General features: G+C 41.8%; 22 protein-coding genes. 6 read left to right on the top strand and 16 right to left on the bottom strand.

Annotation, left to right across the window (positions count from 1 at the left end; genetic code table 11):
* Positions 1-306: 306 nt before the first annotated feature.
* Entirely contained in the window at positions 307-933 is a 627-nt protein-coding gene (locus DLD82_RS02110; RefSeq protein WP_109939458.1) for a hypothetical protein, read from the bottom strand.
* 400 nt (positions 934-1333) lie between these two features.
* Here DLD82_RS02110 and DLD82_RS02115 point away from each other — a divergent pair, with 400 nt between their 5' ends.
* Together DLD82_RS02115 and DLD82_RS02120 are read left to right on the top strand one after the other, a co-directional pair.
* Positions 1334-2902: an L-lactate permease gene (locus DLD82_RS02115; protein WP_109939459.1), complete on the top strand. Its 1569-nt coding sequence runs from the start codon at positions 1334-1336 to the stop codon at positions 2900-2902.
* 106 nt (positions 2903-3008) lie between these two features.
* Positions 3009-3524 (top strand): shikimate kinase, encoded by a 516-nt coding sequence (locus tag DLD82_RS02120; RefSeq protein ID WP_109939570.1) that lies wholly within the window; start codon positions 3009-3011, stop codon positions 3522-3524.
* Between the two features lie 103 nt (positions 3525-3627).
* On the opposite strand, the gene DLD82_RS02125 is transcribed toward DLD82_RS02120, so the two are convergent.
* Entirely contained in the window at positions 3628-6255 is a 2628-nt protein-coding gene (locus tag DLD82_RS02125) for a DUF3821 domain-containing protein (protein ID WP_109939460.1), read from the bottom strand.
* Positions 6256-6492: 237 nt separating this feature from the next.
* Positions 6493-7116, bottom strand: coding sequence for a hypothetical protein (locus tag DLD82_RS02130; RefSeq protein WP_146199661.1), 624 nt, complete (start codon positions 7114-7116; stop codon positions 6493-6495).
* A 337-nt stretch (positions 7117-7453) separates the two neighbouring features.
* Here DLD82_RS02130 and DLD82_RS02135 point away from each other — a divergent pair, with 337 nt between their 5' ends.
* Positions 7454-8710, top strand: a complete 1257-nt coding sequence (locus DLD82_RS02135) for an ABC transporter substrate-binding protein (protein ID WP_109939462.1) — start codon at positions 7454-7456, stop codon at positions 8708-8710.
* Between the two features lies 1 nt (position 8711).
* Positions 8712-11396, top strand: coding sequence for a PAS domain S-box protein (locus DLD82_RS02140; protein WP_109939463.1), 2685 nt, complete (start codon positions 8712-8714; stop codon positions 11394-11396).
* Positions 11397-11513: 117 nt separating this feature from the next.
* Here DLD82_RS02140 and DLD82_RS02145 read toward each other — a convergent pair whose 3' ends face one another.
* Together DLD82_RS02145 and DLD82_RS02150 are read right to left on the bottom strand one after the other, a co-directional pair.
* The gene (locus DLD82_RS02145; protein ID WP_109939464.1) at positions 11514-12014 is read right to left on the bottom strand and encodes a type II toxin-antitoxin system VapC family toxin; all 501 of its coding nucleotides are present in this window, start codon (positions 12012-12014) and stop codon (positions 11514-11516) included.
* Positions 11983-12177 (bottom strand): hypothetical protein, encoded by a 195-nt coding sequence (locus DLD82_RS02150; RefSeq protein ID WP_109939465.1) that lies wholly within the window; start codon positions 12175-12177, stop codon positions 11983-11985. The genes DLD82_RS02145 and DLD82_RS02150 overlap by 32 nt, the downstream gene beginning before the upstream one ends.
* Before the next feature lie 578 nt (positions 12178-12755).
* Here DLD82_RS02150 and rhuM point away from each other — a divergent pair.
* On the top strand, positions 12756-13142 hold the full coding sequence (gene rhuM, locus DLD82_RS02155) for a RhuM family protein (RefSeq protein WP_245920338.1): 387 nt from the start codon (positions 12756-12758) through the stop codon (positions 13140-13142).
* Positions 13143-13176: 34 nt separating this feature from the next.
* Here the strand turns inward: rhuM and DLD82_RS02160 are convergent, their stop codons facing one another.
* The 11 genes from DLD82_RS02160 to DLD82_RS02205 form a co-directional block, all read right to left on the bottom strand.
* Positions 13177-13851: a restriction endonuclease gene (locus tag DLD82_RS02160; protein ID WP_245920339.1), complete on the bottom strand. Its 675-nt coding sequence runs from the start codon at positions 13849-13851 to the stop codon at positions 13177-13179.
* Positions 13838-14086: a winged helix-turn-helix domain-containing protein gene (locus DLD82_RS19110; RefSeq protein WP_245920340.1), complete on the bottom strand. Its 249-nt coding sequence runs from the start codon at positions 14084-14086 to the stop codon at positions 13838-13840. The genes DLD82_RS02160 and DLD82_RS19110 overlap by 14 nt, the downstream gene beginning before the upstream one ends.
* 105 nt (positions 14087-14191) lie before the next feature.
* On the bottom strand, positions 14192-14653 hold the full coding sequence (locus DLD82_RS02165) for a hypothetical protein (RefSeq protein ID WP_109939466.1): 462 nt from the start codon (positions 14651-14653) through the stop codon (positions 14192-14194).
* Positions 14650-15771, bottom strand: a complete 1122-nt coding sequence (locus DLD82_RS02170) for an AAA family ATPase (RefSeq protein ID WP_109939467.1) — start codon at positions 15769-15771, stop codon at positions 14650-14652. The genes DLD82_RS02165 and DLD82_RS02170 overlap by 4 nt, the downstream gene beginning before the upstream one ends.
* Before the next feature lie 4 nt (positions 15772-15775).
* Positions 15776-15970 carry a 2-oxoisovalerate dehydrogenase gene (locus DLD82_RS02175; protein ID WP_109939468.1) on the bottom strand — a complete coding sequence of 65 codons (195 nt, stop codon included), beginning with the start codon at positions 15968-15970 and terminating at the stop codon, positions 15776-15778.
* A 229-nt stretch (positions 15971-16199) separates the two neighbouring features.
* Positions 16200-16568, bottom strand: coding sequence for a nucleotidyltransferase domain-containing protein (locus tag DLD82_RS02180; protein ID WP_109939469.1), 369 nt, complete (start codon positions 16566-16568; stop codon positions 16200-16202).
* Positions 16541-16927: a HEPN domain-containing protein gene (locus tag DLD82_RS02185; protein ID WP_109939470.1), complete on the bottom strand. Its 387-nt coding sequence runs from the start codon at positions 16925-16927 to the stop codon at positions 16541-16543. Before DLD82_RS02185 ends, DLD82_RS02180 begins: the two co-directional genes overlap by 28 nt.
* Positions 16928-17064: 137 nt before the next feature.
* Entirely contained in the window at positions 17065-17373 is a 309-nt protein-coding gene (locus DLD82_RS02190) for a hypothetical protein (protein WP_109939471.1), read from the bottom strand.
* A 4-nt stretch (positions 17374-17377) separates the two neighbouring features.
* Positions 17378-20506, bottom strand: coding sequence for a hypothetical protein (locus DLD82_RS02195; RefSeq protein WP_109939472.1), 3129 nt, complete (start codon positions 20504-20506; stop codon positions 17378-17380).
* Positions 20493-20786, bottom strand: coding sequence for a hypothetical protein (locus tag DLD82_RS02200; RefSeq protein WP_109939473.1), 294 nt, complete (start codon positions 20784-20786; stop codon positions 20493-20495). The genes DLD82_RS02195 and DLD82_RS02200 overlap by 14 nt, the downstream gene beginning before the upstream one ends.
* The gene (locus DLD82_RS02205) at positions 20783-21115 is read right to left on the bottom strand and encodes a PDDEXK family nuclease (RefSeq protein WP_109939474.1); all 333 of its coding nucleotides are present in this window, start codon (positions 21113-21115) and stop codon (positions 20783-20785) included. The genes DLD82_RS02200 and DLD82_RS02205 overlap by 4 nt, the downstream gene beginning before the upstream one ends.
* Before the next feature lie 465 nt (positions 21116-21580).
* Between DLD82_RS02205 and DLD82_RS02210 the strand changes: the two genes are divergently transcribed.
* Entirely contained in the window at positions 21581-24226 is a 2646-nt protein-coding gene (locus DLD82_RS02210; protein WP_109939475.1) for a NosD domain-containing protein, read from the top strand.
* Positions 24227-24525 lie beyond the last annotated feature (299 nt).

Here is a 24525-nt window from a genome sequence, read left to right on the forward strand (position 1 = left end):
ACTTATTGGATGTACAAAACCCCGGTTGCTACAATGTGACTTTATCCATGAAGTTATGTGAGACAAAAATTGTCATTCTCTCCTCATTTAAAGAGAAACATGCACAGATAATAAACAACGGGGAAACCGACTGACAAAAAAATCTGGACAGCCCTGCAAACGATTTTAGAATAATCGAAATAAACCAAGATTATTCCTGGAAACTCCATGCACTTCAGGATATAAGCCTGTCTTTCTGGATTATTACAGAAAAACACAAAAAAATAAAAAAGGAGGATAACTAGTTGTTCGTAAGGCTATTCCGGGTTACTGGACTCTCTCACCGGTAAAGTCAAGAGTTCCGGTAACACCTGCTGCGGAGATTATTTTTGTGCCTTCGAATTGATCGCCGTTATATTGAGCGTTAACAGTCATGGAGATTGGATAGGTCTGGCCGGCATATTTAACTGAGGCATCGTTTGATCTCAGGGTAAGATCTCCATTCGGTGTGACCTGACCGGAGACGGTGCCTTTTACTTTTATTGTCCATCCCTGCTCGATGAATTTATAGGCTACGGTTCCTGATACGGAGTTATCTGGTGATACGGTATAATCGATATCTGCACCTCCTTCAAATAATGACCCATCAACACCGGTGGTCTTCTTCATGGTCTTATCCTGAAAAGTCCCTGCAATTTCTACCGGGGAGAAGGACTGCCCAAATTCGGTCACCGGAGAAGTCTCATGTTCACTGACAAGGTTTACATGAAGATTTCCATCTGAACCTAACGTACCGACACCTTGTGGAATTTCAATCGGAAGTGAGGTCGGAAGTCCGGTGTTTGCAGTTCCTGCAGGAGTGTTAAAGGGTGTTTCGGCTGATACAGGTAACAGAACATATGTCAGCAGAAACATTCCAAACAGGAAAGCACCGATGTTGAATGTTGTGGTCATGATTATCCTCCTTAAAGGTTGGAGGGCATGAGTTCCAGACTCATGCTCTCTACCCTCCAATTGCAAAAATACGAATATATATCAAACCAATGTGGTGCACGTTGAAAATTTTCAAAAATTTGTTTATAAATAAACGGGAAAGATAGCAGATGGTGCAATGCAACCGATGGTTTTTTATATCTTAAGAAATTTGAACCAAGAATATCTCTTATTTTTTGAATATCACTAAAAAACAGAGAAATTGGAGTGACATGCTACCACATATCAAGGTTTATATGAGCTCGAAAAAAACGTCTAAAGACATTGAGAAATTGCAGACATCCGGTACTGGTCACTATATCGAATAACCGGATCAACAGATTGCAATTTCCTCTATTCCTGAAGCGGACGGTAGATTGGATTGGACACGAATGTACTTTTTATTCTCGCAATTATCCCCATATTGGTAATCTTTGTAGGCCTTGTTTTTCTGCGGCTGTCAGGAACACTCATGAGCATCATCGGCTGGATTGTGACCGGAATCATCGCAATACTCTTCTTCAATACCACACCTGAAATCGTAGCCTATGCATCATTAAATGGCATACTTGCCTCTTTCGGGATATCCCTGATGGTACTCTTCACCATCCTCCAGGTGACCATGATGGACCTGACCGGAGCAATTCGTGCAATTTCCATCTATATCAAAGCTATTGCTGCAGAGCGATATGAACAGATTATGATCCTTAATGTGGGATTTGGATCATTTCTTGTCTCAATCGGGGCAACACCGGTGACGATGCTCCCTCCAATCATGCTGGCCTTAGGATTTTCACCCCTTGCAGCAGTTGCTCTTCCCTGCCTTGGGTACGATCCGCTCACCTCTTTTTCCCTGCTTGCAGTCCCGATTACGCTGCCGGCAACTGTATTCAACCTTGATGCAGGCCATCTTGGAAGCAACATCGCCATTTTTCTCCCGGTCATTTCTACCACCTTCGCTCTCAGTATGCTCTGGATTGCCGACGGAATAGAAGGTGTCAGAAAAGGCCTTTTCCAGGCTGTTGTGGCAGGACTGACTCTTGGGATATCCTGTATCATTTTTGTTCATATCCTCCCCTCATCTGCAATCGGACTGGTAGGAGTCTTTTCAGGACTTGTTACCATCCTTGTGCTCTTCCTGCTAAGATTCATCAAAGGAAAACAAATTCTTGCTAAACTGGATGAGAATGAGATAAAAAATGCGGGAATGCCACTCTGGAAGGCAGTCTTTCCGTGGTTACTTCTTGTTACCTTCTGTATTATCATCAGCATCCCGGCTATCCAGTCAGGCCTCTATGAATTCATCGGTCCCCTCCAGAAAATTACGATAGTAGCAGATAAATCAGTGGATCTGAAGATCTTAAACCAGGCATACTTCTGGGTGTTTATCAGTACCCTGCTTGCTGCTCCGGTCCTGATTCGGACGAAAGAAGAGGCAGATAAGATCGTAAAACTCTGGATGAGACGTGCCTGGGCCCCTACCGTTGCTGCAGCTGCTCTTTTTGCTGTTGCATATATCATGGACTGGTCCGGACAGAGTGTCATCAATAATAGTCTCAGCTTTGTTCCAGGCATGTCAGACCTGAACATGAATGCAGTGATTGGGCTTACCCTGGCCCTGGTATTTGGTGCTTCGTTCCCTCTCGTAAGTCCGATTATGGGTCTTTTCGGATCGTTTGTGTCCGGAAGTGAAACTTCATCGAATGTTATGTTTTATGGTATTGTGAAAAAATCAACCGACGTTTTGAACCTGGATTTCATGCAGGTATATGCAGCTCATGCTGTTGCAGGAGGAATAGCTTCAGCGATTGCACCGGCGAAAATTATCAATGCTGCGGCAGTAATTGACAGCCTTGGGATTGAAGGAGAGGTTATTAAAAAATGTGCCCCGGTCGCTGTCATTCTGACCATAATCACCGGACTCATGCTGACCGCTTTTATCTATCTCTAGTCTTCCCCCAATACCTTTTTCCGGACTTTATGGTTTATCCACCAATACTGAAACAGGGAATAATCCTTTACCGTTCAGATTAATGGTACTAAGAACTAAGAGTCCCATGAAGAATATTGTCCTTATTGGTCTTCCCGGTGCAGGCAAGAGTACCGTAGGAGTAATTCTTGCCAAAACCCTGGGAATGAAATTTATTGATACTGATATCGTCATACAGGAACATACCGGAAGACTTCTGCAGGAAATCATCGATACAGATGGACCGGAGTTTTTCCTGAAAAAAGAGGAAGAATCAATCCTTTCTCTTCATCCATTCAATAGCGTCATTGCGACCGGAGGGAGTGCAGTGTATGGGAGAGAGGCAATGGAACACCTGAAGTCCCAGGGTATTGTCGTATTTTTAAACATCTCCTATGATGAGATGGTCAAAAGACTGAGCAACATCAAAACCAGGGGTATTGTCAGGATTCCGGGTCAGACTCTTCATGATCTATTTGACCAGAGAATTCCCCTGTATGAAAAGTATGCTGATATCCGGATTGACTGTTCAGATGAGATGTTTGAGCATGTGGTAGAAAAAGTCGTGGATATCATCCGGAAACAAGGTCTGGAGAATAGATGAATCCAATTGTAATCCGGATTATTTAAATAGTAATTCCTTAAATGATAGATTAAAATCAGGTTTTTGTCCCGGAAAAACCTGACTTTATGCAATACAACAACAATTATCTTTTTAGCCTGGTTTCTGGTTCTTGACAGGTTTTGTCTCCGTCCTCAGTTTTCATCTTTTCCTGGCCGTCTGATGAAACACCAATCTTTCCATAGATGGTAATTCCGAAGATAAGAGCAATGACCAGGATAAGGACAGGAATTCCCATTCCTGGAGCCATTTCTGATGGAACTGAAGATACTGGTATTTCTTCTGTCACAGCCGCCTCGGTTACGACGGTTACAATATCTGATGTTAATTTTGGCGTTACAGGGGCAGCAGATTTCTCAGGTTCCGGTTCAGTTGTTCCTTTTTGAGCAGGACTGACAGTTGGTGTTAGTTTTGTCTCTTTCAGACTGACATTTAGTGTTCCGGTAGAAGAAGCCTGTGAGGAAATGGAATGTGCAATGACCCGGTATGAACCAACAGATATTCGTCCTGCAGGAATTTCAAGTGAAAAGAAATTCATTCCATCTGTGTCAGTCTGCACTTTCACAACTCCTGAGAAACCTGCTGTTGTCGAGCGTTCAGTTTTTAAAGTCGGTCCAAACCAGTCATCAGTAACTTCAACCAGAATCCTGGATCCCTCTTCAATATTTGTGGTCCCAGAGACAATAATCGGTTTATTAACCGTACCATCGAGTGATGCCGGATCAAAGGTTATTACCGGGTTTACTATGTTGATTGAATATTCAGCATATACGTCATCGATAAATGGACTGTTCAGGGCCTCGATAAGTGCGGTTGCTGCTGCCGGACCCTGCAATGCTCCCGGTCCACCAATCCTGAACTGTGGAGCTCCCGTATATGGTTGTGATCCAAGCACTAATTGCCGGTCATTATCAGGTCTCACACTAAATTCTCCATCTCCCATCGGGTGCTGGACAATCACTGTGTATTCTCCCGGATCCATAGATGCAGTAACCGGACCTGACAACTCGTGTATAAAGTCACCACTGTTTTCGGCTCTTGCAGTATCGTATCTGAAAAAATTTCTGCCAAATATCCAGACAGCAACTCCGGTATCTATGTCTCCTCCAAGTGTTCCGGAAATAAACAGATCATCTCCTTTTGCAACAGTTTGTGCAGGTTTGGTCAAAGATATAGAAGATCGTCTGAATGATACCGGAATAGTATCATAGGATGTTCCATCAAGGTGATACCTGTCGGATGGTGAAGATACGGCATAGATAGTATAGGTTCCAAAGTCAATCCCCAGATTTCCGGTATTAAACCGGAGCTCCCAAGTCTCACAATCTCCCGTAGTTACCATGAAACTGGAAGGATTCCCATTTTCCACCGCCTGTCCGGGATTATCAAGTCTTCCACCTACAGACGGGAGGTTTGGACCTGTCATGAAGAGATATGTGTCACATGAAGCGGTGTTTTTTCCGGATAGGAATATATCTTCACCAAGTGCAAAGGTGCTCCGGTCAGTGATTACCGTAACGGTTCCCATGACTATCTCAACCTGCTTTCGCTCAGTCTTTGGTGAAGATACTCCTTTGGGACCTTCAATCCGTATTGTATATATTCCGTCATCGGTTTCAGATGATGTGAAGAATTGAACCGTGCGTTTTCCATTCCGGTCAGGGGTCAGTTCTGCATAATATCTGACTCCTCCATACGGTTCAGAAGCAACCAGATCTTTGATGCTGTATGTGCTTCCTGCCGGTTTATACGACCCGATATTGTATGGGCCAAATGGCTGGTCCTGTTTTACTCCTTCCTGAGCTAATACTATCATAGGTGGCTGGTCACCAGAATTACCAGTCCTTCCTCCTGCATCCACCCAGACCAGATAGGGAGAACCAGGTGTACCGGTGATAGTAACTGAGAAAGGATCACTCCTGATTACCTGGTCTGTGGATAAAGAAAGTCCTATTCTGTCTGCTCCAAGTGTTATCTCTGTTCCTTTGAGTTGGTACCCTTTGTTCATAGACCTGAGGTTTTCCCGGACACGGTTAAACGAGAAGTAAGGTTCTATGCGGTATAGACCTGCCTGGTACCCTTTACCTCCTGTGTCCCAGCCTCCGATATCCACAGGTGGTGCATAACACAGGTCACTGGATGGAATAAAGGCACTTAACGGGTACTCATCTCCGGAAGGCAGTGCAACTGCAGAAAGAGTACCCCCACCGGGAGTGATAACTCGAAGATCAATTGGGCCATCTTTTCCAGTGAAACCAGGTCTGTGAGTTACTCCTGCCAGGTTGCTCTCGACCTCAATAACAATCTGCGTTCCCCGTGGAACCGTTCCAAAGGATCTGTCTGCAAGAGTTTCCTGATCTAATACTTTTAATGATATCCTGGGTTCCCTGACGATAAAGGCAACATTTCCCGGAGTTCCCTGTGCCTGATCCCATTGGTACCAGGCACCGGTCCGGTCAATATATAATGATGGAATAACACTGAACTGTAATGCATTAACCGATCTGATATCCAGTGGCTGATCCCTTCCGGGTGTTGCTCCCGGCGGATAATAAGCGATGTGAAAATATGGTGATGGAAGTGCAGCCCTTACATCAAGACCCTCCTCACCAAGAAACACTTCAGCTCCCTGGGATATCACATTCGATACTGCCAGTACAGGTGCAACCAGCATGCAAAATATCAGAACGATAATCAAAACAATTTTGAGCATAAACTTTCCCTTTATCCTTCGGCTTCAATAAGGTTGTGATCATTTTTACAGAAGAATTAGAAAACAGACAATATGCTCTTTATTTAAAAATTGGGAGATATTAAAAGACATTTTTATGTTTTTAATTATTAATATGTAAAATTTTCTTAAACCACTATATTACAATCTGGAAAAAACCGGGATTTTCCCCGGAAAAAGAGGAGGATAATTATGTTATTCTACGGACTATACGAGGGTTTACTGGACTCTCTCACCGGTGAAATCAAGAGTTCCGGTAACGCCTGCTGCCGAGATTACTTTTGTTCCTTCGAATTCGTTTCCATTATATTGAGCGTTTACGGTCATGGAAATTGGATACGTTTGTCCGGCATATTTTACCGATGCATCGTTTGAGGACAGGGTTAGGCCCCCGTTATCATTGACCTGACCGGAGACGGTGCCTTTTACTTTTATTGTCCAACCCTGCTCTATGAATTTGTAGGCTACTTTTCCGGATACTGAATTATCTGGTGCTACAGTATAATCGATATCTGCACCTCCTTCAAAGAGAGACCCATCAACACCGGTAGTCTTTTTCATGGTCTTGTCCTGATAGGCTCCTGCAATCTGGACCGGAGAGAATGACTGTCCCCCGGTCAACGCGGAAGTCTCATGTTCACTGACGAGGTTTACATGGAGATTCCCATCCGAACCAACGGTGCCGATACCTTGTGGAATTTCAATCGGGAGTGTGGTTGGAAGTCCGGTGTTTGCATTTCCTACAGGGGTGCCGAATGGAGTTCCGGCTGATACAGGCAATATAGCCAGTGTCAGCAGCAACAATCCAAACAGGAAAGCACCGATGTTGATGATTTTGGTCATGATTATCCTCCTGGGGTTTCGGAGGGACATGAGTATTAGACTCATGCTCTCTACTTCCCAATTGCCAAAATACGGATATATAGTGAACCAACGCGGTGCAAATAGTCCGGTTAAAAATTTTTACTTATAAAGGGATCAGAGAATTCGGACCTTATGCAGTGCATAAGTAACCTTTAAATATATCTTTATTATCTGCCCATTGTCCGAAAAAAATAATTGAGAATTTGACGGTTATTGTTCTAAATCACGAAAAATTTTTAGAGACATTCTTACACCAGCATGGTGTTATCACTGACGAAATTTCTTATAGTAAAGACCCGCATAATCACAATAATAGATGATTGATTCAGTGCAGGGGTATCAAAAGGTAATTGTAGAACTCTGTATTTCTCTCGTAATTATCACCTGCATTACCTTTTTTTCCGGATGTGTGGACCGGACTGATAATTCAGATGAACAGAATATTACCATCGGAATTATCCTGCCCCTGAGCGGAGATCTCTCAGACTTCGGACAGAACTGTTTAAATGCAACACTCCTTGCAGTTGAAGAAATAAATCAAAAAGGAGGAATTGCATCTAAAGGGGGGAAAAAATTAGAGATCATAATAGCTGATTCAAAAGGAGTCCCGGATATCGGAGCCAATGAAACAAAACGATTAATAACCGAGGAGAAGGCTCTGGCATTAATCGGTGCATATCAGAGTAGTGTTACAATCGCAGCAACACAGGTGGCCGAGACATATAATGTACCGTTCATTGTCAACGTCGGATTATCTGATGTAATTATTGACAGGGGATTTCAGTCCACATTTCGCATTTGTCCGGAGATTGAGATATACTCATCCTCAAAAGTTCAATTCCTTGATTATCTCAGACAATTATCAATAAAACCAATAAACCGGGTGGCCCTGTTATATGAAAATACGGCATATGGAACAGCATCTGCCTTTTCTGAACGGGATTTATTAAAAAAGGCCGGATATGAGGTAGTGAGTGATGTCAGTTATGCAGCAGACAAAGTGACATCACTTCATGATGAAGTGAATGGTACGCTTCAGGCAGAACCTGATGCAATTTTTATTACCACATATTTAAAAGATGCTGTTCTTATTCAGAGAGAACTCAGTAATGCCGGATTTTCCGGCCCAGTCATTGATACAGCCGGGGGAACAATCTCGGAGGGCTTTATCCATGAACTTGGAGGAGCAGCCAACGGGGTTTTTTCAGTATCAGAATTTTCAAAACATACATCCTATGGCGTTGTATTAAATGAACGGTACCGCACACAATTCGGAACCGATATAACAGGAGATGGAGCATATACCTATCAGGCAGTTATTGTTCTAAAAGACGCTCTTGAACGGGCAGAATCATTGGATACTGAGAGTATTAAAAAAGCAATCAACCAGACAAATATCATTAGCAGGGAGATGATTTTTCTTCCTGATGATGTTATTGCCTTTGATTCAGATGGGCAGAACAGTTACGAAAAACTCAGCATGATGCAGATACAAAATGGCACATGGATTACCGTCTGGCCTGCCCGGTATGCCGGAGGGGAAGTAATTCTCCCCAAGCTCATCCAGAACTAGTATGATAAGAAAACCTGATAGTCCGGTTCCTGTAAAGAAAAGTATTGCAACAAGATTGATATTTGCAGTTACATTTCTTGTCCTTATTTTCATATTGGTGGTTGGCATCAGCCTTATCTGGATTGCTCATGAACAACAATATCAAAATGTTTATAAATACCAGGACAAGGTATCAGAAGAGATTGGATTTATAATATCCCAATATATTTCTGATACATCTGATCAACTTACCGTTTTTGTCACCAGTTCCAGATTATCACAGATGTCTGTCCGGGAGCAAAAAGACGCAATAATTGATTTTTTAAACATCAGAAAAGGAATTTTCAGCGAATGCACCATACTAGCCCCTGATGGAGAAGAACTGCTCAAAGTTTCCAGATATTATACCTATCTTCCGGATGAATTGCAGAACAGATCCCAGGACAATTTGTTTACCCGGGCGTTACAGGGAGAGACCAGTACAAGTCCGATATACCTATCTCAAAATACCGGATTATTATCGATCGACCTCGTCATTCCAATCAAAGATACGAAAGGAAATGTCTCCCAGATTCTCATTGGAACAGCCAGTATCATTCACCTCTGGTTTGAGATAAATGCCATTGATATGGGTGAGACCGGATATTTCTATATTGTTGACAGGAATGGAACGATTATTGCTGACCAGGAGATATCACAGGTCTTAAACCGGTACGGGACAAATCCTGGTGCCATTCCCCCGGTTTTACTTTTTGCTTCAGGAGAAGAGGATGGATTATCTGAATCAGTGTATACCGGATCTCATGGCGAAGAGGTCATTGGGGCATTCTCTCCCATAAAAGGGACTGACTGGGCAGTTATTTCCGAAATTTCAACGAGAGAGGCTTTTTTAAGGACACATCAGATGATGGTCCTGACCGTCCTGTCCCTTCTCATCGGGTCAATCGCTGCAATAATCCTGGGATATCTTCTTTCCCGTCACCTTATCACACCGATAATATCTCTTACAGATAATGCCACAAAGATTGGGAAAGGGGATCTTCATAGCACGATTGTCGGAACTGACCGGGTGGATGAGGTCGGGGTGCTTGCCCGGAGTATGAATCAGATGCAGGATGATCTAAACCGGCTCTATGACAACCTGGAGAAGAAGATTTCAGAACTCTCAGAAATAAAAGAAGAACTGCAGATATCCGAGGAGCAGTATCGGACTATTTTTGAACATTCTGAAAATCCCCTCTTCATTTTAACAAGTGATAATATCATCACTCATGTAAACAAAAAATTTGAGACATTATGGGGGTATTCAAGGGAAGAGATTATCGGAAAAAAGCAATGGACAGAATTTGTTGCCAATCCTGATGATCTAGATATCATGACATCGTATTATGTCCGGCGTTTTGCAGGAGATACAGATGTTCCGGGGATATATGAATTTCAATTCCTTGACCGCAATCAAAACATTCATGATATTATTGCCAGTATCACATTAATGCCCGGAAAAAAACAAATGTTTGCCACATTTGTTGATTACACTGAAAAGAAAGAGTTTGAACGAGAGATTTTAAACAAAAATCTTGAATTGGAGGAAGCGAATAGTAAACTTGCCCAAAATGAGGAAGTATTACGGAGTAATTATAAAAAACTGGCAGATATTGAGAAGGAACTCATCGAGAGTGAGCAGAAGTACCGGAGCATTGTTGAAGACCAGACATATCTCATCATCCGGTTTAAATCTGATAATACGATAATATTTGTCAATAATGCATTTTGTAATTTCTTTAATCTTAAAAGGGAAGATATTCTTCATTCATCGTTTGAGATTCCGGCCCTGCATGACTATCTGCATGGAATGAAGGGTTGTATGGAATCATTAAGACAGGGAGAACCGGTATGCTCAGTTGAGCACAGGGTAACCGTGTCCGAAGGTAAGGAGAAATGGATCCATCAGAGGATACACGGATTTTTCAACGAAGATGGTTCTTTAAGAGAAATCCAGTCTGTATTGAGTGACGTTACAAACCGGAAGAATGCTGAACTGGCCCTTGAAAAAGCACGGAAAAAACTTGCACTCTTAAATTCCATCACTTTCATGGATATCAGGAATAATATTTTTACCCTTGCCGGTTATCTGCAGGTTCAGGATGAGTTATTTGATGATGAATCATTCAGGGATTTGACAAAAAAAGAGTATCATATTATCCAAAAGATTTCACAATCGCTGGATTTTGCAAAAGATTACCAGGATATGGGAATTAATCCGGCCAGTTGGCAGAATGTTCGTCAGGCTTATCTTTTTGCAATTTCCCATCTGGATCTGACCCATCTTGAAAGAAAAGAAGATTTAGAGGGGCTCAATATCTTTGCAGATCCCCTGCTTGAGAAGGTGTTCTATAACCTTGCATTAAATATCGTAATGCATGGTAAAGATAAGACGTCGTATCTTCGGGTATATTATGAGAAGAGAGACAGCGATATCATTTTATTCTTCGAGGATGACGGTCCGGGTATACCAGAATCCATAAAAGAGAGTATCTTCTCACGGAGAAGTGAAAAGAAAAAGGGAATGGGTCTTTATTTTGTCCGTGAAGTTCTGGGGATTACCGGTATATCTATTTACGAGACCGGTATCGAGGGAGAAGGAGCCAGGTTTGAGATTTTCATTCCCAAAGGAAGATACCGGATTGATAAAAGTAAAAATTCATAGATAGCCAGGGTCTCCGGAAAGAGTCACGTAAAGAGGAAACGAAGTTCTTCAGACCGATTACTATTGTGTAAACGCAATTATTACATATAAGGAAGAAAAAAAATAGTCATTTACTCTTCAAAATAATGTCTTTTCAATATCTGATATTTCTGATAAACGTATCAAAATAGAGAGAACACCTTTCTTCAATGCATGATGATGCATACCCTCATCATCGGTAAATAGTGGAATTTTCTCCCGGTATGCAAGTGCAATGAAATATGAGTCAAAGCCTGAACAACTTTGAGATTCAGCAATCTTCCACGATTCATGGAAGATTTCTTCTTCAGAGACGAGTGTACTAGTTGAATAGAGGCGGGATGTTATCTTCTGGCTGGTTTGTTTGTCAGTAAACCGACGGGAAACTGCAGCAACTTCAACTATACTCACTTTTGGCAATATGACTTCAATAAATCGTTCTTCAATGATTTTAAAGAGGTACATGCATTTTTTGTGAGTAAGAATCTCACGATTATAAATTTCTAAAGGGAGAGAAGTTTTTGGTGGGAAAAAACCTTTAATTATTACTGAAGAATCTAGAACGCACTTATTCATAATATTTTTTATGGCGAATTTCATCCAGAACAGAATCAATGTTTTCAGAAACCGGGATTTCCCCTAATTCCTGGGCTAGACTGTATAAACCAGGTTCAATTCGGATTGTAATTATATCACCGTCATGAAAGGGTATCGGTTCAAGTGGCTGAATCTGCTTCCCAATGACTTTTGCTCGAATTATCATATCTTCAGTGTCCTCATTGAGATGTAAGGTTTAAAAACTCACAAAATCTCTTTAAGTTATCTTATTAGTCATTTCTCGTAATTATGTGTATGGGAACCAGTGGTTGAATACGTAAATTTTAGGAAAAATCTGGTGTTTCAGGAGTGTCAAAAAAAATCCGATTTCTCACAATACATTATTTGCACAATTGAACATAATTATCCTTTATCTTATCAACCTTGGATATCTCCCCTGCACCCTGGAGGCCCGCTCATCCATAACGAGCACGGTGGGCTAACACCCAGCTCATGATACAATTGTTTTTGTGTTTCAAAAAATCGTTTGAAGAAAAGCCGATTAGTCATTCGTAAGTTATTCATTCATAAACTTAGGGATATAACCAGGAATACATGGTGAAATAACTAAAAGTTGTGAAAAGGTGGATTATTATACTCATAAAAAATCGCTTATATACTGCGAAATGAATTGTATAGATGGGTTAAGTGGAATGATGGAAAAAAACCAGTCTCATTCTGCATTATAAAGAGAATTTCAAAATTATCCGAAATCCCCTATTCGGAATACACATAGAAGGTATAATGGAAGGCGATGGAAAAAAACTCATCCGGAACAGCACTGCTGATTTTCTAATCTTCACTCTGGAATCAGGAGAAAGGAGCAATGAAGTCAGGTATGAGGATGAGACGATATGGCTGAGCCAGAAGATGATGGCCCTCCTCTTTGATGTTGCCCAACCAACCATCAGCGAACATCTGAATAGTATCTTTGAGAGAGGAGAACTCAACCGGGAGACAACTTATCGGAAATTCCGATTAGTTCAACGGGAGGGAAACCGAGACGTATCCCGAAAAATCGACTACTATAACCTTGACGCGGTCATTTCAGTCGGATACCGCTCAATTCTATCCATGCAACCCAGTTTAGACGGTGGACAACCCGGATATTCAGACATTTTACAAACGTAATTACTGCGTATCAGAAAGGAAACAATATTGCCATTTACTCTTCAAAATAATCCATGTCAATTTTCTTTACAATATATCGTGATTCTTCTGACACCCCGACATTATGATCTATCATAAGCTCTGTCAGTGTTTCCCCGTCAATGAGCACAACTTTCTGTTCAATCCGCTGGACATATTCCAATGCCTCTTTTGAGAACCGGGAGGTTGTGATAAACACCCCTTTTCGTGCACGATTACCGGCAAGACTACCAACAAATGCCTGTATTTCGGGTCTTCCAACAGTATTCTGCCATCTTTTGGCCTGAATACAAACCGTATCCAGTCCTAACTTATCCTCTTTAATAATCCCATCAATTCCATCATCACCGGATCTTCCTACCCTTTCACCTGCTTCACTCCTTGACCCCCCATAACCCATAGCAACCAGAAGATCAACGACCAACCTCTCAAAAAATTCCGGTGAACTACTGAATACCTGGGATAACAGTTCATGAGCTAATTTATTTCGTAAATCCTGATAACTATTTTCGAGTATTTCCTGAGGGGTCAGTTCATTTTCCAAAGAATCCGGGCGTTCCTCGAATGATGACTGATTATCAGATTTAAAGCCTTGAAACTCTAGAAATTCAGGAAATTGCTTTAAAAATTGTTGATCTATGTGACCGGGATTCTGACTGAGGACTGATAATCCCCGTTCAGTAATCCTCACCTTTCCTCGTGACGGAGTTGTAACCAGTCCTGCTTTTTATATATGTTTTAGCCCAGCCAACACGGTTATCAAAGGTTGACTGAACTCCACTCGGTAGTTTTTGGTTTAATTCTTCTTCAGAAAGCTGAAATGAAGATGCAATTAGTTTATAGATATCCTGATTGGAGTGTTCATTACCATCTTTTACTGCCAACAGGACCGGAAGCATGAATGCCTGATAATCAGGAATTGCCATAGTCTTAAGTGATATTTTTCTTAAAGCTCCATAAGTGATTCGATATTAGTCTCCATAAACAAAGCAGCCTGCTTCTTTGGCCATGGTCGGATCATCTGACCGGATTTAAGCATTATCGATTATCCATTTTCTCAATGTCATCAATTCATTGTCTTTTTGTGCCAGAGAATGAATGAATTTCTGAAACCCGGATTTATCTTCATAATGAGGGATTGAATGAAGAGTATTAGGATCCCGTGGAAGACCAAATTCACCAGGATCTATCTTTTGGGCTTTTGCCCACTTATAAAACCAATCTTCAAGTCTTGGTGATATCTGAATGATAAATGAACCATTTTTCATCTCCATTAAAATCAAATCACCACATCTTTCAATAATATTTGCTGAAGATAAAATACCTGGTTGATTGCTATCGGGATCTTCATCGATCATACCAATGGTTCCGGAATTATTCACAACGAAATTAATGACCTTCCCTTTATTTCCCTGATGTTTACAATTTTTTCTCCGAGCACCAAAAACCTTGTGTACAAGATGGGTATCCGGATTACATTCCGTTGCAATCACTCATTACTCTCCAGAAAAGAATCCAGGTCAAAAAAGGGATCAGTACAAATCATTTCAGAGATCTGATCCGGACCAAGCTGCGTCACCTGAGTTTCTCCATCGTTTCTGGTGACAATATTTACTGCAATATCTTCCTTTCTGACTTTTTCAATTAATGTGGAAAGGAGATATTGGTTATGAGTAACAATGAAAAACTGGTTACTCGTATCAAGCCAGATTTGCTCGGCAAGGTATTTCGTATAATAGGGAAATGTGTGAGATTCAGGCTCCTCAAAGATAAGTGTGGCATTTTTCTGAGAAGCTATTGCTATCGTGTAAAAAGCAACATGTCGCAAAGTATCTGAAGAAATGCGGTACGGATAGGTATAGACAATATTGTCCTCTTCCTGCTGGAATTCGAACTTATTTTCTCCGGGTTTCAGAACGAATTTAAATTCGTTGGATGAAAAGAGTTCCTTCATAATTTCCAAACATTTTTTGTCGTACATGACAACAGAAAAGAGGTTTTGTCCATATGGTGACTTGAGCGGAGCATTCGACGAATCAGGGAATTGAAACAGATCAACAAATTTGTAAAAGAATATTGAATTTAACTCCTGGACACGGTTTATTTCATTTTTCACCCTACCGGATGAACTAAATATTGATACTTCTCTTCCAATACCTGACTTCTCAATCTCATCCTCATCACTGCCTTGACGATGAATAACTTTACATTCATCACCACTCATGGTGATCGTAACATTCTGAATGCGGGAATGGGCAATAGAGTTTGAAGAATCACGAAGAGATATTGAAACAGGATTATCTATCTGATATTTAAAGAAGAGATTTTGCATCTTCTCAAACCTGACATATGAGGATATTTCCTGTATTTGATGAACTTCAAATGTTTCTTGTTTTTCCGGAGGATATGAGGGAAAACCTGAAGGATCGTTTAATATGTGTGATTTATTTTTTTTATAGTCACTCTGACCACAAAAGCTCAATATCCCTAAAGCTTCCAGTATATTTGATTTACCAGTATTTGGTTCTCCAAGAAAGATGTTTACCTTTCTGCATTTGAGATCCAGTTTCTTGATTGACTTAAAATTTTCAATTGATAAATCTGATATCATATCTTTAGTATCTAATCATCGGGGAGTAATTATTATCATCAAAGTGGCAATTAACAGCATCTTTGACCATTTCTCTGATTTCATCCACAGAATCTACCAGGGTATATGAATGACCAATGGATCTGGTACTATTACCCCCTTCTTCCGCTTCTTCTACTAAAAATAATATTTTAGTATTTTGTGGATGAACCACTATCATATCATGCTATAGTATGATAAAAGATAAGTATTTTTCAGTATTATGCTGATTTCAGAATATAAAACTGAATTTTTTTATCTCTCCTCCCGGACAAACAACGCAGCCTTCTTCTTTGGCCAGCCCCGGATCATCTGACCGGACTCAGGGGGTTTTAAGTTCAGGAGCGATAAATCCTTCAGGACCAGGAGAACATCACAAATAATAACTGACCGGATTACATGTATGGATATTATGCTTCAGCCGGATCTGGATGTGAAAAACAGATCGTGTCCGGATGCATGATAATACCACCCCGGATAAATTCCATCCGGATAGACTGTTCATTATTATATTCTTCCTTTGTCAGAGGAATAACATCAAAAGGAATATGATATTTCTGTACAGTTTTTACAATATGTTTACCAAGCATATGAAAGCGTTTTGAGAATTCACATCCCTGAAATTTATCAGATACAATGGCAATATCAATATCACTCTGATCTGTTGCTGTTCCGGTTGAATATGAACCAAATAAGATAACAGGATTTACCTGGAGGCCTGATTTTTCAAGTTCCTGTATAAAAAACTGAATTATCTGAGTAATTCTGTCTTGATCCATGTAAACACCAGTTTTGCTCTTTGAAGTGTTGAATAAACTCTCTCGGGAGGTAAATCTCGCAGCGTATTATCAAGGTCCGGTGGATACCTCGCTTCAACACCCATCCCTTCTAATTCTTCGAGTAACGAGAAATCAGGTTCTGATATATCTAATGACAGCTCACCAGCGAAAAAAAGGAGACTATGTGTCTTTGGAGGGGTCTTCTTTTTTAATTTAACATAATATGCCTTCAAAATTTTTTCAAGGGCCAGATGAATAGTAAATGTAGCATGTGCTGGGAGATTACTTTCAAGCATCCGCTCTGCTGCACTAAGGTCATATTCTGCTTGCTTTAACCATTCCTCTGAATTAGTTTTCATTATATCTAATATTTAATAAATTTTGATGTAAACACAGATGAACGGGGATTCCAGATTTTTTATTCATATTCTGTTATTTGTAATATACATCTCCCTTTAACCCTTTATACTATATCATAAAAAAATTGGTGATTAATTTATCTCTCCTCCCGGATAAACAAAGCAGCCTTCTTCTTTGGCCAGTCACGTATCATCACCCGGACCTGTTTTACGAGTACCACATACCTCCCGGAGATAATAATCCGATTCCCGGACTCCGAGAGTTCCAAATCCGGAACCAAAAGACCATTCAGGACCAGGAGAAGATCACTTGCTTGAATATTCCGGATAACTCCATGACCATCCAGGATAACCTCACATGATCTATTTTCACCCGGACGAAGTCTTCCGACCTTTTCATACCTGACCGGAGGTCTCGGATGTTCTGCAGTAACAACGAATTTCATCAGGTTACACCCTCTCTCGTCCCTTTTCCCGGGAATAACAGAGATCACAGATGCCGGTTTTCGTATCAGGATCATACCAGGACACTCCTCCGAGACCACAGACTTTGCACCGGCCATAGTCCTTATCTGCCCGGACCATCCCTGAAACATTGACCGTTCCGGGAATAGTCACATATGACAGACTGATTCGTGCAACCGCCTTTGAATAACACCGCTCACAGATAACATGGGGATTTTGCTCTTCATCTTTCATCAGGGCAGACTTTTCGATATACATCACCCATTTCCCTCCACAGACAGTACAGGGGCCTTTCTTTACACCGGAGAGTTTAACGAATCCTTCCGGATCGATGGCAGAGATGGCAAGCATCGGATTACCGGAGGGCGGGAGATCTCCCCGGAGGCGGGAAGAAGTACATACCTCCCGCCCGTCGATTTTCTTCTCCGATTCAGAAATCACGGATGATCCTTTTGTTGTACCCTCTTCTGAAGTGCTGAGGGCGGGAGCAAAATCCACAGGAGTATGAGAACTAGCCGGCAGGTTAGGGTAACATACACTCTCATTCTCCCGCCCTAAGGTATTATTAAAAAAATTATTTTTATTATAAGGAGTATTTATGGATTCTATTCCCGAATCATTCAGATCCGACAGGGCGGGAACTCCCGCCCTTAATTGATCCTCTCCCGCCTTCCCGCCCTCTCCTCCATCATGACCATCCGGAAAATTTCCCCGATCCCCGCCAGACGGAGAATTATCAAGCCAGCAACCACTACCGGATATCCAGTTCTGGTACACCTCATCATCCCAGACAAAACACATACACCGTCTTCTTGTCCGGCCTTCATCCTCAACACTGGTCCTATCAAGATACGATATCGCCGGACATTTCTCAAGCAGCCCTGAATAACTCTTCCCATAACTATTGTACCCGCAGATGTGTTTCCTGATGGTCTGCTCAGCCGATCCGGTGACTTTAGAGAGTTCTGCAACGGTCCATTCCTGTCTGCCACTCCTTAAAACCTTGATAAGGGCCGACTCACTTCTGGTCAGTTTGGTAATCTGACTTCCGCATTCACCGTTGAGTGCGGTATACATCCTGCAGGCATACTCAAAATCATCCATATTTGCATAAATGACCGTAAATCCATCTCTTTCCATCCGCTCACGCTGAAACTGATGGAGGCATGCAATCGACTTTATCAGGTCAAGAAGCATTCCGGGATTTCTCCGGTTTGTTGAGGATGAAAACCGGATTTTTCTGGCATATGGAATGACCACGTACACCGGTGACAACAGATCCCAGATCTGATGGCATATCAGGACTTCATCCCGGGAAATGGATGCATCATCCGGAAGACACTCGGCACAGGCCAGTTCTCGTGCAAGCACTTTTTCATCCTGTTCATGACTGTCATCAATCCAGCAGGTAAGCATTCGGTTCCAGACCTGGTCATCACCAGTCCCTTCCATCTTTGCAACCCACCAGACACACCGCTGCGGAATAATACAGACCTGCCCTTTTCTATCCTTATTCACCGTCCGGTACACAAACGGCTTTTTAAATGAGGTGGTAACCCCTTTCAATGTCTCCTGCATAGGTTCAGATAGAGAAACATCATCAAGGCAGATTGCAGTCCCACTTTTTAGATCTTCTACATAAAAGAGGGCCTTATCACTCATCCGGCCATCAAGACGAGAATCCGGAGGGATATGCCGGATCATCGTGTCAAATGCATGACTCTTTCCTTTTCCGGAATCTCCGGTAACAAGAACATGAAGACCGTTTGAATTCACCACCGACCGGGAAGCAAATGACATGATCAGGCATTGAGCAACGACCGTGTCTCCTTCATGATCTTTCGCAAAAGAATCCAGGATATAATCTACCGGATTTCCGGATTTCAAGATACCAGATGCAGCCTCTGCATGTTCACCTGTTTTGATGGGAACATCAGTCTCAATATCAGTTGCCGTATCAGCATCAGTACCAGTATTAGTATCAGTAACAGTATCAGTACGGTCAGGGACTTTTGGAATATTCCCATAAAATTCCGCCTTTGCCTGTGCCCGGTCCCGTGCCATCTGTTTTAATCGTTGCTCTGGATCTCGCTTTTTTCCGGAAGATGGACCTTCAAACTTCTGGCGAAGTTCCTGCCACCTTTGCATTCCTCCACCGCATGAGTTATGATGACATCCGGCAAAAATTGCCCCGGATTCAAACTGGATGGCATATGCCCCGTCCTTATGGGCGGATGAGAACGGGCATTCATCAAGAATAAAGAGCCTTCCATCGGAAAATTCCTTTTCCCGAAAGGAGAGATCATATGTCCGGAGCCATGAACCAAGATCGTTGACCTGGGTTCCTTTCTTCCGGACATCAGATGATCTCTCCTCTCCTAATGCCGGCGAAAGAAGGGAAGAAAGAGAGAAAAGAAGCTCCTTTGACACTACCCTGACCTCATCCGGAAGCGAGATGATTTCAGATCTCCGGTGTGGACGCTCCGTTGTTGAATCACCTTTTCGGGAGACCGTTCCATAGAGTTTCCATATCCGGGCAGCATTCGAGACAGATGTGTCAATATCCGAATCATCATCGGAAAAGAAGGTTTTGAGAACCAAAAGACAGTTTTTGACAAGGGTCAGACTTTCTGCATCGCTAGGAAGGGAGACCCGGTACAGGAGATGGGCACCGTTTCCTGAATCGGCTAAAACCGGTTCAGGCCAGCCAAGTTCAGAGAGAAATCCCCTGATCTTTTCTGCCTTTATCGCCGCCAGAGAATGTTCATTGTCGGTTGAGGAGATCCCGGAGATCCGTTTTGGATCGATGTCAATAGGAAACCACCGTCTGTTAATGATATCATCATCGGAGGTTGTCTTATCAGACTTCCCAAGTCTCATCTCTATCCGGTTTGACCGTCGTGCAAGCAGGTCCGGATTTATCTCGTTGAGGGTTACGTAAATACCGCTGTATTCAGGATCGCTATCGAGGATCTGCACTTTTTCAGCAAGTTTTGCATAATCAGTAAAGTATCCGGATGAAACAGCGTTCTTTCGAAATGCCCTGACTTCAACGACCTGTCCGGGTGCAAACAGGATTTCACAGTTCTTTCTGATTGTATCAGCATGAGACATGCTCAATCTCCCGGAAAACAGCCGGATACTCAAACCGGATGGTCCATGCTGTGATGAGACATGGATTTTTTAAACTGCTGCCCCAGGCTGAAAAATGACAATTCATTACCGAGCCAATGACTCTTCGCCTGGATAGCGATGTTGCAGAGGAGAGATAGGGATACAGATAGGGCCTTTTCTGGATTTCATCCTCTATCATCCGGCGAGAAATCACTGAATGAGGCTGAATGGTCAGCGAACAGGCGGCAAACAGCACCTCGTCTGATAATTCTGTCTTCATTCTTCGCTCCACGAAATTACGGATGCTCCTCCGGCATGAATCCTGTACCTGATCCATCCGGGTCTTCGATAAATCCAGAACTGGATCTCACCCGGAACCGAACCGGTTCTGATAAGTTCTGACAGACTGGCCAGTTCATGAGGAAAATGGGTGATTGTCAACCGTTTATTCGAGCGGATCACGAGGAAGAGAGCTTTGTTCTCCTTCCACCCGATAAGATCAAATCTTCGTTTCCTGCCGGTTATCTTCTCAGCCCTATATCCGGCCTTTTCAAGAGAAGTCATTGCGGCATACTCCGCTGTTCTTCCGGATTGCCAGGTAGTACTCATAGAAGTCCCCTCCTTCCGGAGTGGAATAGAGGATAAAGTCCTTTACTCTTGAGAACACATGTTACGATTACCCCTGCTTGATTTCTTATGCGGCCAAGCTTTGAAAATTGGCGGGGGTACCCAGGTTTATCTTCGCATTGATTATTCACGTAAATCACCAGAGATTGCGTTTTTATCCTGTTTCTTTATTATTTCTGAATACAGGATTTTTTTATCAACCTCTCATATGCCCCTCTAACTGACAAGGGTCTTACACAAATAACTAATTTATAAATAAAAAGATACCTAATTGGGCGGGCGATTAATCAGCTTATGAGATGAAAATTTACCTTAAGAGGAATAATTCTGATTGTGAGGCTATATATAGCGCGAAAAATCGGAGATACTTTTTAGAGATCTGAAATTTATCTCATAAATAATATATATAAAAATTTATACCTCATTAAAACCAGGATACTATCAGGGATGCCGGGGCTTATGGGGATGAACAATCTTTTCTCGTATCTGTGGATATCAGTTTTCATTATGCTCATATTCTGCACAATAGCAGCAGGATCAGACACGCCGGAGATAGAACACAATACTCTGTTCCAGAACATGAGTGATAATCTACTATCGTCGGATGATAGCAGAATTTTGCTTTCAGCCGTTCTGGATAGAAATTCAGAGTTACAAACTGCAATCATTGCTGCAGATAGTAAAACCGGACCACCAGTGAGGACTGAAGGGACCGGATGGCATGATGTTACCATGCCGGCTGTCATATCTGAACCAGGGCAATACCGGGTTGTCAATGATTATACTGGTGTAGGTGAACAGATCGGTCTTTTGATCAACTGTTCGGATGTCTATGTTGATGGAAACGGCCATACCTTCTCCGGTTCGTATGAAAATTATTGCTATGGCGTTGTTGCAGCGAATGATTACGAGATATCAAACATTACCGTAACGAATTTTAATAGCCGGAGATGTACCATCGGAGTTGCTTATTTAGGTGTTTTAGCCGGTGAAATAATAAACACGACCCATTATACGAATACCGGGGGAATATCGGTTGGAAACGGGGGTTCCATCCATATCACTCATAATACTATCTCCGGATATGATTCAGAAAATCCCTCCACTGAGATCTTTGGTATCGCAGGGACTGATGTCTCTGACCTGATTATTGAAGAAAACCAGATCTCAGATTTCGGCTCATCTGTTTACGCACTCAATTCAATTGGAATGATGTTTTCCAATGCACATAATTCCACTGTCCGGAATAATACCATGTCAGGACCGCTTGCAGTCGGACTTAATATTGAAAATACTGATGTAGAGGACAGTTTATATTCAAATATTTATAATAACCGGATATCAGGAGCTGATTCTCTTGGACTCAGTATTAGTAATGGATTATTTAGGGTAGCGAATAACACGGTTTTTTCCGGGAAAAATGGGATATTGGTAACTGCAGACGACTCATTTATCACACAAAATATCATCCGTGATAATGCTGGAAATGGTCTTTCAATACATGGGAGAAATCTGACTATCCGGGAGAATATCCTGACAAATAATACATATAATTTTTATATTGACGGATTAGAAACCGAAGATTTTCTCCATACTATTGACCGGACAAATCTTTGCAACGGAAGGCCTCTTATCTATATCCGGGAATCTGAAGGCGACCTTATCGGTAAGACAGATAATCCGGCGATGGTGCTTGCGGTAAACTCCCGAAACCTCACCGTCCGGGATGTTTCAACCGGATCAAACGTGGCCGGAATATTCCTTGTGAATTCAACGGGATCACATGTTTCTCATGCAACAGATTCAGGTTCTATTACCGGATCTGTAGCATTGAGATCGAATAACTGCAGCATTTCAGATCTCATCGTATCCGCTAACAAGGGTTATGGAGTTACCCTTTTTGAGACAAGTAACATCACATTTAACCGGTTAGATGTATCCGGATCTTCAAACACTGGTATCTTGGTACAGGTCTCCAGAGATACCCGGATAAACAACAGTTCTGTTGGCAATTTTAATCCAGAAACCCACGAGGATGATGCATCTGGTATTGAGATAAGTGAAAGTCATGGCATCGTAATAAATGATTCTGAATTCTCAAATGGTCCTTATTATGGTGTTTTTGTGGCAAATTGTAAGAATGTGTCAGTTCAAAACACAAAAATCATGGGTAACAAGGAGTCTGGTGTTTACTTCATACAGGATTCTTTTGTGTCAGTTGATAATTCTGACATTCTGGATAATGAAGACTGCGGAATTTCAATGGACTTTATCAGTAACTTTACCCTTAACCGGAATTTTGTCACCGGGAATAAAAAGTCCGGAGTAATGTTTCTTGACGTAAAGGATGGGATAATAGCCGACAATCTTTTTAATAACTCGGAAAATGTGATATTTGTTTATGAAAAGACTCCGCTTGTGTGGAATACTACTCTCACACAGGGTGAAAATATTGCAGGCGGGCCGTATCTTGGTGGTAATTTCTGGGCGAATCTGAATGGTTCAGGATTTTCACAGACTCATGCTGACCGGGGAGATGGGATATGCAATGCATCCTACCGTATTGCTACAGAAAATATGGATTATCTTCCGCTGGCCGTTCCATCAGACGATATTATTCCTGATTTTATCGCAGGTCCAATCTCCGGAACACCCCCTCTTTCGGTGAAATTCACTGATAATTCGACCGGATATCCAAAAGCATGGAACTGGACATTCGGGGATGGCACATTCTCAAGCGAACAAAACCCTATTCACATCTATTCCGGGATAGGTAGGTATTCAGTGATCCTGGAAGTCACCGGTAGAGACGGAAAACAGGGAATCACTCAAAAACAAGGATTTATTGATGTAAATGCCGGAAGGTATATCGGTCCGAACGGGATGCTTTTTGTGAATTCTACTCCGCAAAATGCATCAATATACCTTGATAATCTGTTTATTGGTCTTTCTCCACTAAAAGCGATTGGAATTTCTGCTGGACAGCATACGATAATGATTTCACATGAGGGGTATCAGAATAGGACTGATTCAATATGGGTAAAATGTAATGAGATGACCTATGTTCCGGCTATACCCCTGCGAAAAAAATGAGTGTAGAGATTAAAATTTTCGAAAAAAAATCAGGAAATATCAGATCTTAACAAAGGGATTAATTATCTCCAGATTTTTAATACATTGGAGATCCTGAGTAGTCCGGGTAACTAATAGATTATTATTGATAATGATATAACCTTCAATTTGCATTTATTCTCAGTGTTATTGTTTTTTTTAAACCCTGCATTAATTCAACGAAATTTTCAGCCTTAGTACTGGTATGGATTTTACCAACGTGTTTAACACAAAAACCAAACTTTCATGATATCGTGAGAGATAAGTAATATACTTATGTC

The sequence above is a fragment of the Methanospirillum stamsii genome, from assembly GCF_003173335.1.
Lineage (GTDB): Archaea > Halobacteriota > Methanomicrobia > Methanomicrobiales > Methanospirillaceae > Methanospirillum > Methanospirillum stamsii.

Excerpts from the sequence above, each read along its gene's own strand:
- DLD82_RS02190 (WP_109939471.1), bottom strand. The coding sequence starts at position 17,373 with ATGAAATTCGTTGTTACTGCAGAACATCCGAGACCTCCGGTCAGGTAT.
- DLD82_RS02135 (WP_109939462.1), top strand. The coding sequence starts at position 7,454 with ATGATTGATTCAGTGCAGGGGTATCAAAAGGTAATTGTAGAACTCTGT.
- DLD82_RS02205 (WP_109939474.1), bottom strand. The coding sequence starts at position 21,115 with ATGAGTACTACCTGGCAATCCGGAAGAACAGCGGAGTATGCCGCAATG.
- DLD82_RS02125 (WP_109939460.1), bottom strand. The coding sequence starts at position 6,255 with ATGCTCAAAATTGTTTTGATTATCGTTCTGATATTTTGCATGCTGGTT.
- DLD82_RS02130 (WP_146199661.1), bottom strand. The coding sequence starts at position 7,116 with ATGACCAAAATCATCAACATCGGTGCTTTCCTGTTTGGATTGTTGCTG.
- DLD82_RS02110 (WP_109939458.1), bottom strand. The coding sequence starts at position 933 with ATGACCACAACATTCAACATCGGTGCTTTCCTGTTTGGAATGTTTCTG.
- DLD82_RS02145 (WP_109939464.1), bottom strand. The coding sequence starts at position 12,014 with ATGAAATTCGCCATAAAAAATATTATGAATAAGTGCGTTCTAGATTCT.
- DLD82_RS02200 (WP_109939473.1), bottom strand. The coding sequence starts at position 20,786 with ATGAAGACAGAATTATCAGACGAGGTGCTGTTTGCCGCCTGTTCGCTG.
- DLD82_RS02180 (WP_109939469.1), bottom strand. The coding sequence starts at position 16,568 with ATGGATCAAGACAGAATTACTCAGATAATTCAGTTTTTTATACAGGAA.
- rhuM (WP_245920338.1), top strand. The coding sequence starts at position 12,756 with ATGGAAGGCGATGGAAAAAAACTCATCCGGAACAGCACTGCTGATTTT.
- DLD82_RS02185 (WP_109939470.1), bottom strand. The coding sequence starts at position 16,927 with ATGAAAACTAATTCAGAGGAATGGTTAAAGCAAGCAGAATATGACCTT.
- DLD82_RS02140 (WP_109939463.1), top strand. The coding sequence starts at position 8,712 with ATGATAAGAAAACCTGATAGTCCGGTTCCTGTAAAGAAAAGTATTGCA.
- DLD82_RS19110 (WP_245920340.1), bottom strand. The coding sequence starts at position 14,086 with ATGGCAATTCCTGATTATCAGGCATTCATGCTTCCGGTCCTGTTGGCA.
- DLD82_RS02175 (WP_109939468.1), bottom strand. The coding sequence starts at position 15,970 with ATGATAGTGGTTCATCCACAAAATACTAAAATATTATTTTTAGTAGAA.
- DLD82_RS02195 (WP_109939472.1), bottom strand. The coding sequence starts at position 20,506 with ATGTCTCATGCTGATACAATCAGAAAGAACTGTGAAATCCTGTTTGCA.
- DLD82_RS02150 (WP_109939465.1), bottom strand. The coding sequence starts at position 12,177 with ATGATAATTCGAGCAAAAGTCATTGGGAAGCAGATTCAGCCACTTGAA.
- DLD82_RS02170 (WP_109939467.1), bottom strand. The coding sequence starts at position 15,771 with ATGATATCAGATTTATCAATTGAAAATTTTAAGTCAATCAAGAAACTG.
- DLD82_RS02120 (WP_109939570.1), top strand. The coding sequence starts at position 3,009 with ATGAAGAATATTGTCCTTATTGGTCTTCCCGGTGCAGGCAAGAGTACC.
- DLD82_RS02210 (WP_109939475.1), top strand. The coding sequence starts at position 21,581 with ATGCCGGGGCTTATGGGGATGAACAATCTTTTCTCGTATCTGTGGATA.